This is a genomic window from Pseudomonas sp. PAMC25584 (assembly GCF_058135675.1).
In genome coordinates, this window is the sequence record NZ_CM176870.1 from 393,105 (window position 1) to 409,099 (window position 15,995).

Sequence of the window (15,995 nt, forward strand, 5' to 3'; positions counted from 1 at the left end):
TCCAAGGAGCATGAATGTGACTGCGCTAACTCTGATTCCAGGCCAACTGACCCTTGCCCAACTGCGGGCCATCTACCAGCAGCCGGTAACCCTCAGCCTGGATGACAGCGCCACGGCGCAGATCGAGGCCAGTGTTGCCTGTGTAGAGCAGATTCTCGCCGAGAACCGCACCGCCTATGGCATCAACACCGGTTTCGGCCTGCTGGCCTCGACCCGCATCGCCAGCGAAGACCTGGAAAACCTCCAGCGCTCCCTGGTGCTGTCCCACGCCGCCGGTGTCGGTGAGCCGATCAGCGATGCGCTGGTGCGGCTGGTCATGGTGCTCAAGGTCAATAGCCTGAGCCGTGGGTTTTCCGGGATTCGCCGCCAGGTGATCGACGCGCTGATCGCGCTGATCAACGCCGAGGTGTACCCGCACATTCCGCTCAAAGGCTCGGTCGGTGCCTCCGGTGACTTGGCGCCCTTGGCCCATATGTCCCTGGTGCTGCTCGGCGAAGGCAAGGCGCGCTACAAAGGTGAATGGCTGGAGGCGAATGCCGCGCTGAAAATCGCCGGCCTCACGCCGCTGACCCTGGCCGCCAAGGAAGGCCTGGCGCTGCTCAACGGCACCCAGGTGTCCACGGCGTATGCCCTGCGTGGCCTGTTCGAGGGTGAGGATTTGTTCGCCGGCGCCCTCGCGTGCGGCAGCCTCACCGTGGAAGCGGTGCTGGGCTCGCGCTCGCCGTTCGATCCGCGCATTCACGCCGCGCGCGGCCAGCGTGGGCAGATCGATTCGGCGGCGGCTTATCGCGACCTGCTGGGCGAAAGCAGCCAGGTGTCGCAGTCGCACCAGAACTGCGACAAGGTGCAAGACCCTTATTCCCTGCGCTGCCAGCCACAAGTCATGGGCGCCTGCCTGACCCAGTTCCGCCAGGCCGCCGAGGTGCTGGTGATCGAGGCCAACGCGGTGTCGGATAACCCGCTGGTATTCGCCGCCGAAGGTGACGTGATCTCCGGCGGCAACTTCCACGCCGAGCCGGTGGCCATGGCTGCCGACAACATGGCGCTGGCCATCGCCGAAATCGGCTCCCTGAGCGAGCGGCGTATTTCGCTGATGATGGACAAGCACATGTCGCAACTGCCGCCGTTCCTGGTGGGCAATGGCGGGGTGAACTCCGGCTTCATGATCGCGCAGGTCACGGCTGCGGCACTCGCCAGCGAAAACAAGGCGCTCGCCCATCCCCATAGCGTCGACAGCCTGCCGACCTCGGCCAACCAGGAAGACCATGTGTCCATGGCGCCGGCTGCGGGCAAGCGCTTGTGGGAAATGGCTGAAAACGTTCGCGGCATTTTGGCCGTGGAATGGCTGGCGGCGTGCCAGGGCCTGGACCTGCGCGAAGGCCTGAAGACCTCGCCGAAGCTGGAAAAAGCACGCGCCATCCTGCGCGGCAAAGTAGCGTTCTACGACAAGGACCGCTTCTTCGCCCCGGACATCATCGCCGCCACCGAACTGCTCGCCAGCCGCTGTCTGAACGAGCTGGTGCCGGCCAAGTTGCTGCCGAGCCTGTAACCCGAGGAGTCTGGGATGAAAGCCCTTTGGCAACACTGCCACATCGCAACCATGGCGCACGGCAACTACTCGATCATCGAGGACGCCGCCATGGTCACCGCCGGTCAGTTCATTGAGTGGATCGGTCCGCGCAACGAAGTGCCGACGGCGGATTACGCCCAGGTGCATGACCTGCAGGGTGCGTGGGTCACCCCCGGGCTGATCGATTGCCACACCCACACGGTGTTCGGCGGCAATCGCAGCGGTGAGTTTGAACAACGCCTCGAAGGCGTCAGCTACGCCGACATCGCCGCCCAGGGCGGCGGTATTGCCAGCACCGTGCGCGCCACCCGCGCCGCCAGCGAGGATGAACTGTTCGAAAGTGCCCACAAGCGCCTGCGCAGTTTGCTGCGCGACGGCGTGACCACGGTGGAGATCAAATCCGGCTACGGCCTCGACCTGGCCAGCGAGCGCAAGTTGCTGCGGGTGATTCGTCGCCTCGGTGACGCGCTGCCGGTCAGCGTGCGCGCCACGTGCCTGGCCGCCCACGCCTTGCCGCCGGAGTACAAGGACCGCGCCGACGCCTACATCGATCACATCTGCAGCGAAATGCTCCCGGCCCTGGCCGCGGAAGGGCTGGTGGATGCGGTGGATGCGTTCTGCGAATACCTGGCGTTCTCGCCCGAACAGGTGGAGCGCGTGTTTAAAGTCGCCCGGCAACTCGGCCTGCCGGTGAAGCTGCACGCCGAGCAACTGTCGTCGCTGCACGGTTCCAGCCTGGCCGCGCGTTACCAGGCGCTGTCGGCGGATCACCTGGAATTCATGACCGAACAAGACGCTATCGCCATGGCCGCTGCCGGCACCGTCGCGGTGCTGCTGCCGGGCGCGTTTTACTTTCTGCGCGAAACCCAGTTACCGCCGATGGACGCCCTGCGCAAGCACGGCGTGAAGATCGCCATCGCCAGCGACCTCAACCCCGGCACCTCGCCGGCCTTGTCGGTGCGCCTGATGCTGAACATGGCCTGCACCCTGTTCCGCATGACCCCGGAAGAAGCCCTGGCCGGCGCCACTCAACATGCCGCCACCGCGCTGGGCATGGGCGCCACCCATGGCTCGCTGGAAGTGGGCAAGGTCGCCGACTTTGTCGCCTGGCAGATCGATCGTCCCGCCGACCTGGCCTACTGGCTGGGCGGCGAGCTGGATAAACGCGTCGTGCGCCATGGCGTCGATGTCACTGTTTAAGGAGTCGCGCTGTGGATAAGGTTCTGAGCTTCAAACAAGGCCGCGTACCGCTGCTGATCAGCATGCCTCACGCCGGCCTGCGCCTGACGCCTGCCGTGCAGGCCGGGTTGATCCCCGAGGCACAAAGCCTGCCGGACACCGACTGGCACATCCCCACGCTGTATGACTTTGCCGAAGCGCTCGGCGCCAGCACCCTGGCGGCGGAGTACTCGCGGTTTGTCATCGACCTGAACCGGCCGTCCGACGATAAACCGTTGTACGTCGGCGCCACCACCGGCCTGTACCCCGCGATCCTGTTCGACGGCGTGCCGTTGTTCCGCGACGGCCTGGAACCGTCCAAGGAGGAGCGCGCCACCTACTTGGAACACATCTGGGCGCCATACCACCGCACCCTGCAAGACGAACTGGCACGGCTCAAGGCCGAATTCGGCTACGCGCTGTTGTTCGATGCACATTCGATCCGCTCGGTGATCCCGCACCTGTTCGACGGCAAGCTGCCGGACTTCAACCTCGGCACCTTCAACGGCGCCGCCTGCGCTCCTGAACTGGCCAGCCAATTGGAAGCCATCTGCGCCGCGCATCCGCAGTACACCCATGTGCTCAACGGGCGCTTCAAGGGCGGCCATATCACCCGGCATTACGGCAACCCGGCGCAGGACATCCATGCCGTGCAACTGGAGTTGTGCCAGAGCACGTATATGGAAGAGTTCGAGCCGTTTCGTTATCGCGAGGATCTGGCGGGGCCGACGCGGGGGGTGTTGAAGCAGTTGTTGGACGGTTTTCTGGCGTGGGGGCAAAAGCGTTACGGCTGAAATCGTTCCAAGTTTGGGGGGGCGCCACTTCCAACACACCGCCCAGGCGCACAGTCAAATGTGCGTCAGGTAGGGAGTAACGGCTTCAGGCGTGCAGGTTAAAGAGCCGCGTGTTTTTCAGGGCGGCCCGCTGGGCGTTTTCGACATCGCCCATGGGCTGGGCCTTTACGTAACTCAGGGCGAGCAGTTGGCGAGAACCGAGCACGACCAGCCCTAACTGATATTGATAAATGCGCTCGGTACCTCTGCAGAACTGGTTGTGAGGGTAAATGGCGTCCACGTCCTGCTTGGCATCGTACTGATGTTACGTTGGCACGAGGTCTCGGTGAGATATTCAGACGATGATATTTCCCTTAGTTAGGGCTATCCAGATATGGAGATTGAAACAACTCAAAATACAGTTTGCTGTTTCCTCTCGGAAAGCAAACGTCTGCATCAATTCTCGAGACTAAATACATGTAGTAGTCATAGCCAAAATGAAACTCACAGACTGGCGATTTCAGCTTGCACCAAATCCTTTCTCTCAGTATTGCTGTGAGAACTGGGGCCAGCCGATCGACCTCAACTTCTTGCCCTTCCGTGTAAGGCTCGCCCTCGGAATTAAACTCAAGATTGTTAACTGTAAAAGAGGACGCGCCCAAGCACCGGCAAATACTGATAACTGTATTTATATAGTCGGTTTCGGTGAGCAGATACTCCTCTTCCGAAACGCTATTTCCAATGTCATGAAAGCTGGTCCAGTCGTCACCCTGCAGAGGCCCATATTTCGTAATTCGATAGGAGTATTTCATCTAATGAACCCTCAGGGTCAGCCCCCCCTATTAATATTGTCATTAAGCGTAATAATCAATGAAGTCTTCCAGAGACGACTCGATTATGGCCTTTCTGAAGGGGCTTTTAATGACTTCTATTTGCGACAATATTCGTGTTTTCAGCTCGTTAGCTACTTCGGCCATGTCGTTATCCAATGCTTCGACTGTGTTGTCCGAGATGGTCTCAAGCAAAGCGCTCATCAATAGATATTCGTCATCGTTGGCCCGATTTTCATGATCAATGGGATCGTCCGGCTTGGTTGCCAGATAGTCCAACGGGTTGGACAGTTCGAAGCCAAAATACTCGTCGCCCGACAGGAGTATCGTGAGATCGTTTGCAAAGTTGACGCGGGTGAGGATTCTCCCCCCCATCGGCGCGGCCATGAAGCATGAGAGCCGTCTTTTTTTTGGGTCAAATAACCTGAGTGTGGTTTGTGGAACACTATAGAGCGATTTGTGAAGTTTGATTCGACCCGCGATAGTTTTTTCTATATTGATCTGTGCCGTGTGGTTCTCACCCGGGACCGAGAACCTTAGGCAGGCGAGGTCACCCTGTTCAGTGAATGAAAAAATGTCCGAGTTTTCTGAAATCCAATGCTCTGAACTCACATGCTGCTTATTTGATGCTTCGAGGCAGACGACGGAAGAGTTGGTGTCGAAAACCCATCTGACAGAAGCGTCTCCATAACATATCAGCGAGGTTTCTATGAGTTCAAGGTCAGGGATGATGAACATTATTAAAAACCTTCCATTTTTATTGCGGGAGGAATGAGACCACCATTGGGTCTCGGAATCGTCCCTTTCAGAATCATATCAGACGTTATCGGCAGACCAGGGTCAGTGGATTTTCCGCCGTAAATGGCGGCACCGCTTTCGCCACGGGGGCCGCTAGGTCCATAACTCGTAATGACATTTCCTTGGGCTCCACCTTTACCATGAGTTACCACAATGTTGCCCTCATTATGGAATATCAGGTTGCCATTTTTGGCTTGATAGATCCCTTGAGGACTACTTAGGACGTGTCGCTCCAGACCGCTATCCAGTCGCCCGTGATAATCCTTTCCGCGTCTGACTTTTCCGTTTTTTGCGTTACTGATGATTTTGGATACCGGACAGCCTGCGAATCCCAGTGGGTCGATCCAGGCAATCGGGTTTATACCGTAAGCATATAAATTCAGCCCTCCCGCCAACCCAATCGGATCCGGCGTCGTAAACCGCCCCACATCCGGATCGTAAAACCGAAACGTGTTGTAGTGCAGCCCGATTTCCCGATCCAGATACTGCCCCTGAAACCGCAGGTTCTGCTCTTCAATGTAGTAAGGCTCACGCACCTCTTCTACCGTGTTCCCCCACACCCGATAAGTCGCCCGCCACACCGTTTCCCCATCAGCTTCCGTCAGTTGCTCCGGCAACCCATTCAAGTCGTTGTGGTAATAGCGCACGCTCTGGTGTTCGCCCACGCCATCAACCCGGGCCAGCGGCGTATAGCCATCGTCCTCATAGAGATACAGGCTGGTTTGACTATGCCGATGCTCCTGCAGCAGGCGCAGGCTATCCCAGGTGAAGCGGGTTTCTCCCAGCGCATAACCCCGGCTGTCGTGTTCGGTTTTGGCGATGCGTCGGCCAAGCGGGTCGTAGGTCATGTTCACTACCGTTTCTCGCTCGCCTTTTTGGCTGCGCACTTGGATCAAGCGGTGTTCAGCGTCGTAAGCGAAATGCTGCACACCTCGCGCAGCACTGCGCTTTCCGATCATTCGGCCAAAGCCGTCGTAGCGGTAACGCTTGTCCTGATAGGTCAGCAATCGGTTATGGCGCACCAAGCCGCCAGAGGTTTGCGGGCCGTCGAGCAGGTTGGCGGCGGCGTCGTAGGCGAAGGTTTCGCGCTGACCTTGAGTGTTGTCCTGGGTGGCGATGATGCGGCCGGTGGCGTCGTAGTGCAGCAGTTGGCGGTGTTGCGCTGCGGGTTGCTGGTCGAGTTTGCCGATCAGGTTGTCGGCGGGGTCGTACTCGAAGTGCTTTTGCGCCGCTGCCGGCATCAACGAGGGCTGGCCGGCGTGGCGGCGCTGGCGTGCGCGCAGGCGGCCGCTGCGGTCGTATTCGCTGCGGGTGGTGATCTGGCCTTGGGTACGCAGCACTTCGCGGTGTAGACGGTCGCGTTCGAAGTCGCTGATGACGTGGCCGTCGAGGTTTATCTGGTGCAGGTGGCCGCTGCCGTAGTACAGGCGATTGAGCCAGCGGCCGTCGGGTAGTTGGGTTTGGATCAGGTTGCCGAGTTCGTCGTAGTGATGGTTCAGGCTTCCAGCGGCGCTTTGTTCGGTAAGCAGTTGGCCCAGCGGGTCGTAGGCGAAGGCCAACGCCTGCGTAGTCTTATCGTTGCCGGTGAAAGTGATGGCGGTGAGTTGATCCAACGGGTCGTAGGCGTATTCGGTACGGCCGTCATCGGTCACTTTCGCCAGCAAGCGCCCGACGGCATCGCGCTCCAGGCGATGCACTATGGAAGACGCCTCATTCAAGGGCACGTATTCGACAGCGGCCAGGTTATCCAGGGTGTCATAGGTATAGCGCCGCGCACTGCCGTCGAGGTCTTGCTGCGCAGTGAGACGGTCGCCCTGGTCCCAGGTGAAACAGTATCTTTCGGCGTTTTCGTTGGTCAGGGTTTGCAACCGGCCATAGGCGTCGTAGCGGAATTCGATCTGCCTGCCGTGCGCATCGACCCGCTGGCGTACCTGGCCGCGACGGTTGTGCTGGTAGAGCGTGGTGTGGCCGGCGGGGTCGGTATAGCCCACCAACTGACCGCTGGCATCACGCTGATACTGCTCGGTGCGCCCGTCCGGCAGTTGGCTGCTGAGCAAGCGCCCTTGAGCGTTGTAGCTGAATTGAGTGCGTTCGCCGAGGGCGTCGGTGATGACCTGCAAATAGCCTCGCTCGTCGTAGCGAAAGCACGTGGGGTGGCCTGAGCAATCGACATGCTCGGACAATTGCCCGAATGGGTTCCAGCGCAGCTTTTTATTTTTGCCGGTGGCGTCGATGATTTCCACCACCTGGCCAAACGCGTCATAGCGGTAGCGCGTTGTCTGACCAAGTGGATCGATTTCGCTGACGCAGTTGCCGCGCGGGTCGTACCGGTATTGCCAGGCCTGTCCGGCGGCATCGGTTTCCACCAACGGCAGCGACCAATGCTGCAGCCAAAAGGTGGATTCGATCCGCCCCAACGGATCTTGCGTCTCGCACAGGTTGCCGGACTCGTCGTAACCGAACCTCCACTGACCGCCCTGAGGATCGGTGGCACTGAGCAACTGGCGCTCGTCATTCCATTCGAATTGCCAGGTTTGGCCGAGGTTGTCGGTGTATTCGGTGATCTGGTACTGGGCATTCCACCGACGGGTGCTGACCCGTTGCAAACCATCGGTAATCCGCGTGATCCCAGCGTGTAGGTCATAGTCGAACTGGTAGTCGTCGCCCTCGTCGGTCCAGTGTCGGATCACGCGCCATTCGGCGTCGTCCACACAGGCCCACTGGTAATAGCAGCGCTGCCCGGTAGGCCGTTGGTGCTCGACCATGTGCCGGCCGCTGTCGTAGGCAAAGCGGCGCTGTAGATGCCCGGAAGTATCGCGAACTTCGGCCAGGTCGCCATGAGCGTCATAGACATAGCTGACTAGGGTTTCGCGGCTGTGGTCGGCGAACAGCCGTTCAATTTGCTCGACCCGCCCGAGTTTTTGCTGGCTGTAGCCCAGCTCGATTCGCACATCATTGAAGGAATCGCGTAACCGGCTCAAGCGACCTTGGGCGTCATAGTCGAGGAGGATGCGGTTGTCGTTGCGGTCCCCTAACTGGCTCAGGCGCAGGTGCGACGGGTTGCCGGGCGTTGGTTCGAACAGCCGATAGAGCCCGTCGACGCTTTCAATCAGCAACTGCCCATTGGCATGGCGCCGCACGCTCAGGCCTTCGCCCGCGCTGAACACCGCGCCGCCCAAGGGGATCACGCCCATGTCGATCTGCCGGGCCTGCTCGTCGGTGTAGACCAGGCGCTCGCCGCCCTCAGGAAGCCCACCCGTCTCGACGAAGACTTCGTAGATCACACTCCAACCGGCGCCGAACAGGCCATCGCGGCGTTCATCCCGACTGCTGTAGTAACGCTGCCACTCGATCGGCAACAGGCCCGGCAGGGCGAAGTCCACGTCGTCTTCACCGTCGAGAACTTTCGCGCCCGTGGCGCTGTGTACCGGGTTGGGCGAACCTGCGGCCGCAGCGGTCAACGCATTGCTCACCTGGCCGCTGCCCCACGACACCAGCCCGCCCACGGCCATGCACGGCAACTTGCTGAAGAATTTCGCGCCACCGCCGCGCAACGTCAGCAGCGCCGTCACCGCCAGCCCGACACCGGGCGTCTTGCCGCTGCGAATCTCGCGAACCACCACGGGCGCTCCGCCGATGATCACATTCGGCGAAATCTGTACCGTCCCAACCTTGGCCTCGCAGGTGCTGCGATCCCCACTGCGCACGGCGGGCTGGCCGTTGATAAATACGCGACTGGAACCCTCGGCCATGTATTGCTCTGGCATCGGCGGGTGTTTATGGCAGTCGACTTTATCGCCAGGACAAGGCGCAGCGCCCGCCACCGGAGAGGCCACCGTTGGGCGCCATAGCTGAGAGAAAAACCCTTCAGCGATATCCAGATAAGAAGGCTCACCACCTGGCGCTGCGATTACATCCGAGATTTTGCCAGCCGCCCGCGCAGCGGGTTTGCCGTTGATGAATACGTTGGGCGAACCGCTGCTGATGAAGGCGTCGATGACGGGAGGAAACAGGGCATTGGCGAAATACTCACATAATCGTGAGAGGCCTTTATCCGCGCCGGTTTTGCTCATGCCGACGCCGACCACCGCACCCACCACGGCGCCGAGTACTACGCAGCCGAGACCGCCAGTCGCCACGGTGACACCCGCCGCCGCAACCACCGCCGCTGTCGCCAATGCGGTCACGGCCACGTTGGCGGCAATCTCCAGGACTCCGCCTAAAACGTCGGCCAGCATTGAACTGTGCAGAAGCGCATCGCCCTCGCGGGCAGCCCAAGGCGTGTCAGTCATGCGTAACGATCCGTGTCTGAAAAAGACCCGGATCAAATCACGCAGTGGCGGTATTGCTCAGGTGAGACTTTCCGATGCGCTTGTAGGAATGCTCCTGAGGTTGATCGGCCAAACTCTCCACTTGTATGCCAAGCACCTGCACGCGGCGGGCGTAAGCGCGCTGCTGTACTGCGGCCAAAGTCTGGTCCATGGCTGTTTGCGGGCGCAGAGCGAGGTGGAGGAGGGCGACTGGCTTTGATAGCTGCCTGTTGGCTCACCTGGGTAGCGAACTGCTGACACAGGTCTAAGCGCTCAAGGACATGCTCATTGCACAATTCGGGTTTATAGTGCCAGACGGCAGAATAAAAGACGTCCCCCCAGGGATGAACCCGACCCCCTACGGAGCGCGCAATGCAGACTTGGTACCCGCAGATCAAACCCTACGCCCGGCACGATCTGGCTGTCGACGACACCCACACCCTGTACGTCGATGAAAGTGGCTCTCCCGAAGGCTTGCCCGTCGTATTCATTCATGGTGGCCCTGGCTCCGGTTGCGACGCCAACAGCCGCTGCTATTTCGATCCGAACCTGTACCACATCATCACCTTTGACCAGCGTGGCTGCGGGCGTTCTACCCCCCGCGCCAGCCTGGAAAATAACACCACCTGGGACCTGGTCGCCGACCTTGAGCGCATTCGCGAGCACCTGGGCATCGATAAATGGGTCTTGTTCGGCGGCTCCTGGGGTTCGACCCTGGCGCTGGCCTACGCGCAAACCCATCCCGAGCGCGTGCACGGTTTGATCGTGCGCGGGATTTTCCTGGCCCGGCCCCAGGACATCCGCTGGTTTTACCAGGAAGGCGCCAGCCGTCTGTTTCCGGATTACTGGCAGGATTACCTTGCGCCGATCCCCCTGGACGAGCGCCACGACCTGCTCGCCGCGTACCACAAACGCCTGACCGGCAACGACCAGATTGCCCAGATGCACGCCGCCAAGGCCTGGTCCACCTGGGAAGGGCGCATGTTGGGCCTGTGCCCGAGCCCGCAGTTGATCGAGCGTTTCGCCGAGCCCCAGCGTGCGCTGTCGATCGCCCGCATCGAGTGCCACTACTTCACCAACAATTCCTTCCTGGAACCCAACCAGCTGATTCGAGACATGCACAAGATCGCCCATCTGCCTGGCGTAATCATCCACGGCCGCTACGATATGATCTGTCCGCTGGATAACGCGTGGGAGTTGCACCAGGCCTGGCCGAACAGTGAACTGCAGGTGATCCGCGAGGCGGGCCATGCGGCGTCCGAGCCCGGCATCACCGATGCCTTGGTGCGCGCGACCGGCGAGATGGCGCGCCGCCTGCTGGACCTGCCGCCTGAAGAAGCATGAAGGGCCTGTTGCAACGGGTGCGTGGCGCCCGGGTCGAGGTCGCGGGCGAAATCGTGGGGGCGATCGACCAGGGTTTGCTGGTGCTGGTGGCCGTGGAACCTGCGGACACCGTCGAGAGCGCCGACAAACTGCTGCATAAGCTGCTTAACTATCGGGTGTTCAGCGACGACGACGGCAAGATGAACCTGTCGCTCAAGGATATCGGCGACGGTTTGCTGCTGGTGTCGCAGTTCACCCTGGCGGCGGATACCAAAAGCGGGCTGCGGCCAAGTTTCTCCACCGCCGCGCCGCCGGCTCTGGGCGCAGCACTTTTTGAACACTTGCTGTTACAAGCGCAACAATTGCATGGCAAGGTGGCGTCCGGGCGTTTTGGTGCGGATATGCAGGTACATTTGGTCAATGATGGCCCTGTGACCTTCCTCTTACAGACATGAATGTATTAAAAACGACGTTAATGCCTAAAAACGCAGGGTTTCGCTATAAATACTTCGTTGTCCCTGATGCGTTGTCTCGCGGGCTACTAGATAATCGCGCGCTACGGGGATCAGCGTTGTTTGGTCCATTTTTGACTTAGGTAGAGACTTGTCCGACAGCCTCAGGGGAATCATTTTGCCCCAGGGGAGTCGGAACAATGCTCGCCAACCTGGCATATAGATAGCTGGCCGTTGGTTTTTTGATCTGTTTTCGGCGAGGGTTGCTCGTGATTGTTAGTCCCTGTAATGCACCAAAATTGTCTGCCAAACGGTTACGAAACGCACTGGTGACGGGCTCCGCCCTGTTTTGCCTGTTCGGCGCGGGTCAACTGTGGGCATTCAGTCTGGATGATGTGTCGGCCAAGGCAAAAGAGCTGGCCGGGCAGAAATACGAAGCTCCGCGCAGCAATCTGCCGAACGAATTCCGCGAAATGAAATTCGCTGATTATCAGAAGATTCGTTTCCGTAACGAAAAAGCCGAGTGGGCCGATCAGAACACCCCGTTCAAGCTGTCCTTCTATCACCAGGGTATGCACTTCGATACACCGGTGAAAATCAACGAAGTCACCGCCGACAACGTTCAGGAAATCAAATACGACCCGACGCGCTTCGATTTCGGCGACGTCAAGTTTGATCCCAAGTCCACCGAGCAGTTGGGTTATGCCGGTTTCCGTGTGCTGTTCCCGATCAACAAGGGCGACAAGCAAGACGAAATCCTGACCATGCTCGGGGCCAGCTATTTCCGCGTCGTGGGCAAGGACCAGGTGTATGGCCTGTCCGCCCGTGGCATGGCGATCGATACCGCGCTGCCGTCCGGCGAAGAGTTCCCGCGTTTCACCGAGTTCTGGATCGAGCGTCCAAAGCCGGGTGACAAGCACCTGGTGATCTTCGCTCTGCTGGATTCGCCGCGTGCCACCGGTGCCTATCGCCTGATCCTGCGTCCTGGCACCGACACCGTGGTCGACGTCAAGTCCCAGATGTTCCTGCGCGACAAGGTCAGCAAGCTGGGCGTTGCCCCGTTGACCAGCATGTTCCTGTTCGGCGCGAACCAGCCGTCCAAGGTCCTCAACTACCGTCGCGAGCTGCATGATTCCAGCGGTCTGTCGATCCATGCCGGTAATGGCGAGTGGATCTGGCGCCCACTGAACAACCCTAAACACCTGTCGGTCAGTAACTTCACCGTAGAGAACCCGCGTGGTTTCGGCCTGCTGCAACGCGGTCGCAACTTCAGTCACTACGAAGACCTGGACGACAACTACGACAAGCGGCCAAGCGCCTGGATCGAGCCTGAAGGCGACTGGGGCAAGGGTTCCGTGGACCTGGTAGAGATCCCGACCGCCGACGAAACCAACGACAACATCGTGGCCTTCTGGAGCCCGGAAAAACTGCCGGAAGTCGGCCAGCCGCTGGATGTCGCCTATCGCCTGCACTGGACCCTGGACGACGCCGCGTTCCATTCGCCGGACAGCGCCTGGGTCAAGCAGACCCTGCGTTCCACCGGCGACGTGAAGCAATCCAACCTGATCCGTCAGCCGGATGGCAGCGTCGCGTACCTGGTGGACTTCGAGGGCCCGTCCCTGAAGAAACTGCCACCGGACGCGCCGGTTCGCAGCCAGGTGAGCGTGGGTGACAACGCTGAGTTGGTCGAAAACAGCGTGCGTTACAACGAGCACACCAAAGGCTGGCGCCTGACCTTGCGCATGAAGATCAAGGACGCAGGCAAACCGACTGAAATGCGTGCGGCCCTGGTCCAGGACATCGTGCAGCCTGAGCCCGAGAAGGTGTCGACCCAAGTACTCAAAGCCGACAAAGTGCTGGCCAAACAGCATGAGAAACAGGCCAAGAAAGACAAGGAAGCCAAGCAGCCAGAAGCTGCCCCAGCCACACCGGAGCCGATCAAGACCGAGCAAGTCCTGACCGAAACCTGGAGCTATCAGTTGCCTGCCGATGAGTAATTCTCAAGTCCAGCCAGAGACTCTGTCCGAGTATCTGGCGCACCTGCCGATGACCGCAGAGCAGCGCGCCGAACTGGCGGGCTGCACATCCTTCAGCGAACTGCACGAACGTTTGTCGTCCAAGGTGTTCGATGCGCCGGTCGACGCTGCCCAAGCGTCGGTTGGCCGCCGGTTGACCCTCAGCACGGCGGAAGAGCTGGAGGATGCCGAAATGCTGGCGCTCGACGCCAGCGGCCGTGTGTGCCTCAAGGCCACTCCGCCGATTCGTCGGACCAAGGTTGTGCCTGAGCCGTGGCGCACCAATATCCTGGTGCGCGGCTGGCGCCGGCTGACCGGCCGCACCAACCCGCCGACGCCGCCGAAAGACGAACGCGTGCTGCCGGCGGCGCGCTGGCGCACCGTCGGTTCGATCCGTCGCTACATCCTGCTGACGCTGATGCTCGGCCAGACCATCGTGGCCGGCTGGTATATGAAAGGCATCATGCCGTACCAGGGGTGGTCGCTGGTCGACTTCGACGAGATCCGCAACCAGACCCTGCTGCAAACCGCGACCCAGGTACTGCCTTACGCGCTGCAAACCAGTATCCTGATCATGTTCGGGATCTTGTTCTGCTGGGTGTCGGCAGGTTTCTGGACCGCGTTGATGGGCTTCCTCGAGCTGCTGACTGGCCACGATAAATACCGGATCTCCGGTAAAAATGCCGGTAACGAGCCGATTCCGAAAAATGCGCGTACCGCGCTGGTGATGCCGATCTGTAACGAAGACGTGCCCCGCGTATTCGCCGGTCTGCGTGCGACGTTTGAATCAGTCGCGGCTACCGGTGATCTGGACCGCTTCGACTTCTTCGTGCTCAGCGACAGTAACGACGCCGACATCTGCATTGCCGAGCAGCAAGCCTGGCTCGACGTGTGCCGCGAAGCCGGTGGCTTCGGCAAGATCTTCTATCGTCGCCGTCGCCGTCGCGTCAAACGCAAGAGCGGCAACCTCGACGACTTCTGCCGTCGTTGGGGCGGTGATTACAAATACATGGTCGTTCTCGACGCCGACAGCGTGATGAGCGGCGAATGCCTGACCAGCCTGGTGCGCCTGATGGAAGCCACGCCGGATGCCGGGATTATCCAGACCGCGCCACGGGCGTCGGGTATGGACACCCTGTATGCGCGCATGCAGCAGTTCGCCACCCGTGTGTACGGTCCGCTGTTTACCGCCGGCCTGCACTTCTGGCAGTTGGGTGAATCCCACTACTGGGGTCACAACGCAATCATCCGGATGAAGCCATTTATCGAGCACTGCGCCCTGGCGCCGTTGCCGGGTAAAGGCGCGTTCGCCGGTGCGATCCTGTCCCACGACTTCGTTGAAGCCGCGCTGATGCGCCGTGCCGGCTGGGGCGTGTGGATTGCCTACGACCTGCCGGGCAGCTACGAAGAACTGCCGCCGAACCTGCTGGACGAACTCAAGCGTGACCGTCGCTGGTGCCACGGCAACCTGATGAACTTCCGCCTGTTCCTGGTCAAGGGCATGCACCCGGTCCACCGTGCGGTGTTCCTCACCGGCGTGATGTCCTACCTGTCGGCACCGTTGTGGTTCTTCTTCCTGGTGCTGTCCACCGCGTTGCTGGCGGTGAACACCTTGATGGAGCCGCAGTACTTCATGGCGCCGCGCCAGTTGTACCCGCTGTGGCCGCAATGGCATCCGGACAAGGCGGTGGCGTTGTTCTCCACCACTGTCGTGCTGCTGTTCCTGCCGAAGTTGCTGAGCGTCATCCTGATCTGGGCCAAGGGCGCGAAAGAGTTCGGTGGCAAGTTCAAGGTGACAATGTCGATGCTGCTGGAGATGTTGTTCTCCATGCTGCTGGCGCCCGTGCGGATGATCTTCCACACCCGCTTCGTCCTCGCCGCGTTCCTCGGCTGGGCTGCGACCTGGAATTCGCCGCAGCGTGACGACGACTCCACCCCATGGGGTGAAGCGGTCAAGCGCCACGGTCCGCAAACCCTGCTCGGCTTTCTCTGGGCGCTGTTGGTGGTGTGGTTGAACCCGAGCTTCCTGTGGTGGCTGATCCCGATCGTCGGTTCGCTGATGCTGTCGATCCCGGTGTCGGTGATTTCCAGTCGGGTCAAGCTGGGTCTCAAGTCCCGTGACGAGAGCCTGTTCTTGATCCCTGAGGAATACAATCCGCCGCAAGCGCTGCTGTCGACCGAGAAGTACACCCACGAAAACCGTTGGCACGCCCTCAATGACGGGTTTGTGCGTTCGGTGGTCGACCCGCAGCAGAACGCCCTGGCTTGCGCCTTGGCGACCTCGCGTCACCGTGAGGCGGAGCCGATCGAGTACCTGCGTGGCGAGCGCGTGCGTTATGCGTTGAAAGTCGGCCCTGCCGGCCTCACCAACGCCGAACGCCTGGCCTTGCTCAGTGACCCGGTGGCCCTGGCCCGCTTGCACGAGCAGGTCTGGAGCGAAGGGCATGCCGAGTGGTTGGGGGCCTGGCGCGAGTCGATCAAGTCTGATCCCCACGCGCCATTGCTGCCGTTGCAACCGCTGTCGTCCCAGGCTCAACCGGCCTGATTCAGACGCCCCCGAGGGTTCTCCTCGGGGGCATCTCAAGCGCTGGTCCTACAGCGTTTCCCGCTTCTTCCTTTGCACCCTAACTCCTTGTTATTTCGAAACAAAAGTCCCCGGTTCGAGGCGTATTGCCGTGCCTGTGTCTGAGTTAGCATCGCCCCCCG

11 protein-coding genes are annotated in these 15,995 nt (G+C 60.5%); 8 read left to right on the forward strand and 3 right to left on the reverse strand.

The window, feature by feature from the left end:
• Positions 1-10: 10 nt before the first annotated feature.
• The 3 genes from hutH to hutG are packed head-to-tail and all read left to right on the forward strand — an operon-like array spanning position 11 to position 3,582.
• Positions 11-1,549 carry a histidine ammonia-lyase gene (hutH, locus tag ACS5Q8_RS01740; RefSeq protein ID WP_276195900.1) on the forward strand — a complete coding sequence of 513 codons (1,539 nt, stop codon included), beginning with the start codon at positions 11-13 and terminating at the stop codon, positions 1,547-1,549.
• 15 nt (positions 1,550-1,564) lie between these two features.
• Complete coding sequence (gene hutI / locus ACS5Q8_RS01745) at positions 1,565-2,770, forward strand: imidazolonepropionase (RefSeq protein ID WP_443696136.1); 1,206 nt, start codon at positions 1,565-1,567, stop codon at positions 2,768-2,770.
• 11 nt (positions 2,771-2,781) lie between these two features.
• Positions 2,782-3,582: an N-formylglutamate deformylase gene (gene hutG, locus ACS5Q8_RS01750; protein ID WP_465159777.1), complete on the forward strand. Its 801-nt coding sequence runs from the start codon at positions 2,782-2,784 to the stop codon at positions 3,580-3,582.
• An 85-nt stretch (positions 3,583-3,667) separates the two neighbouring features.
• Here hutG and ACS5Q8_RS01755 read toward each other — a convergent pair whose 3' ends face one another.
• The 3 genes from ACS5Q8_RS01755 to ACS5Q8_RS01765 all read right to left on the reverse strand — a co-directional run bounded on the left by ACS5Q8_RS01755 (position 3,668) and on the right by ACS5Q8_RS01765 (position 9,481).
• Positions 3,668-3,862, reverse strand: coding sequence for a DcrB/PsbP domain-containing protein (locus ACS5Q8_RS01755; protein WP_276195904.1), 195 nt, complete (start codon positions 3,860-3,862; stop codon positions 3,668-3,670).
• A gap of 553 nt (positions 3,863-4,415) precedes the next feature.
• On the reverse strand, positions 4,416-5,129 hold the full coding sequence (locus tag ACS5Q8_RS01760) for a hypothetical protein (RefSeq protein ID WP_247407335.1): 714 nt from the start codon (positions 5,127-5,129) through the stop codon (positions 4,416-4,418).
• A 2-nt stretch (positions 5,130-5,131) separates the two neighbouring features.
• The gene (locus ACS5Q8_RS01765; protein ID WP_465159778.1) at positions 5,132-9,481 is read right to left on the reverse strand and encodes an RHS repeat-associated core domain-containing protein; all 4,350 of its coding nucleotides are present in this window, start codon (positions 9,479-9,481) and stop codon (positions 5,132-5,134) included.
• Between ACS5Q8_RS01765 and ACS5Q8_RS01770 the strand changes: the two genes are divergently transcribed.
• The 5 genes from ACS5Q8_RS01770 (at position 9,480) to mdoH (ending at position 15,834) form a co-directional block, all read left to right on the forward strand.
• Complete coding sequence (locus ACS5Q8_RS01770) at positions 9,480-9,719, forward strand: hypothetical protein (RefSeq protein ID WP_426100489.1); 240 nt, start codon at positions 9,480-9,482, stop codon at positions 9,717-9,719. The two genes, ACS5Q8_RS01765 and ACS5Q8_RS01770, sit on opposite strands and share 2 nt — an antisense overlap.
• A gap of 152 nt (positions 9,720-9,871) precedes the next feature.
• Positions 9,872-10,843 carry a prolyl aminopeptidase gene (pip, locus tag ACS5Q8_RS01775; RefSeq protein WP_276195908.1) on the forward strand — a complete coding sequence of 324 codons (972 nt, stop codon included), beginning with the start codon at positions 9,872-9,874 and terminating at the stop codon, positions 10,841-10,843.
• Positions 10,840-11,277, forward strand: coding sequence for a D-aminoacyl-tRNA deacylase (dtd, locus tag ACS5Q8_RS01780; protein ID WP_465159779.1), 438 nt, complete (start codon positions 10,840-10,842; stop codon positions 11,275-11,277). The genes pip and dtd overlap by 4 nt, the downstream gene beginning before the upstream one ends.
• Positions 11,278-11,543: 266 nt before the next feature.
• Positions 11,544-13,271: a glucan biosynthesis protein G gene (locus ACS5Q8_RS01785; RefSeq protein ID WP_276195909.1), complete on the forward strand. Its 1,728-nt coding sequence runs from the start codon at positions 11,544-11,546 to the stop codon at positions 13,269-13,271.
• The gene (mdoH, locus tag ACS5Q8_RS01790) at positions 13,264-15,834 is read left to right on the forward strand and encodes a glucans biosynthesis glucosyltransferase MdoH (protein WP_465159780.1); all 2,571 of its coding nucleotides are present in this window, start codon (positions 13,264-13,266) and stop codon (positions 15,832-15,834) included. Before ACS5Q8_RS01785 ends, mdoH begins: the two co-directional genes overlap by 8 nt.
• Positions 15,835-15,995 lie beyond the last annotated feature (161 nt).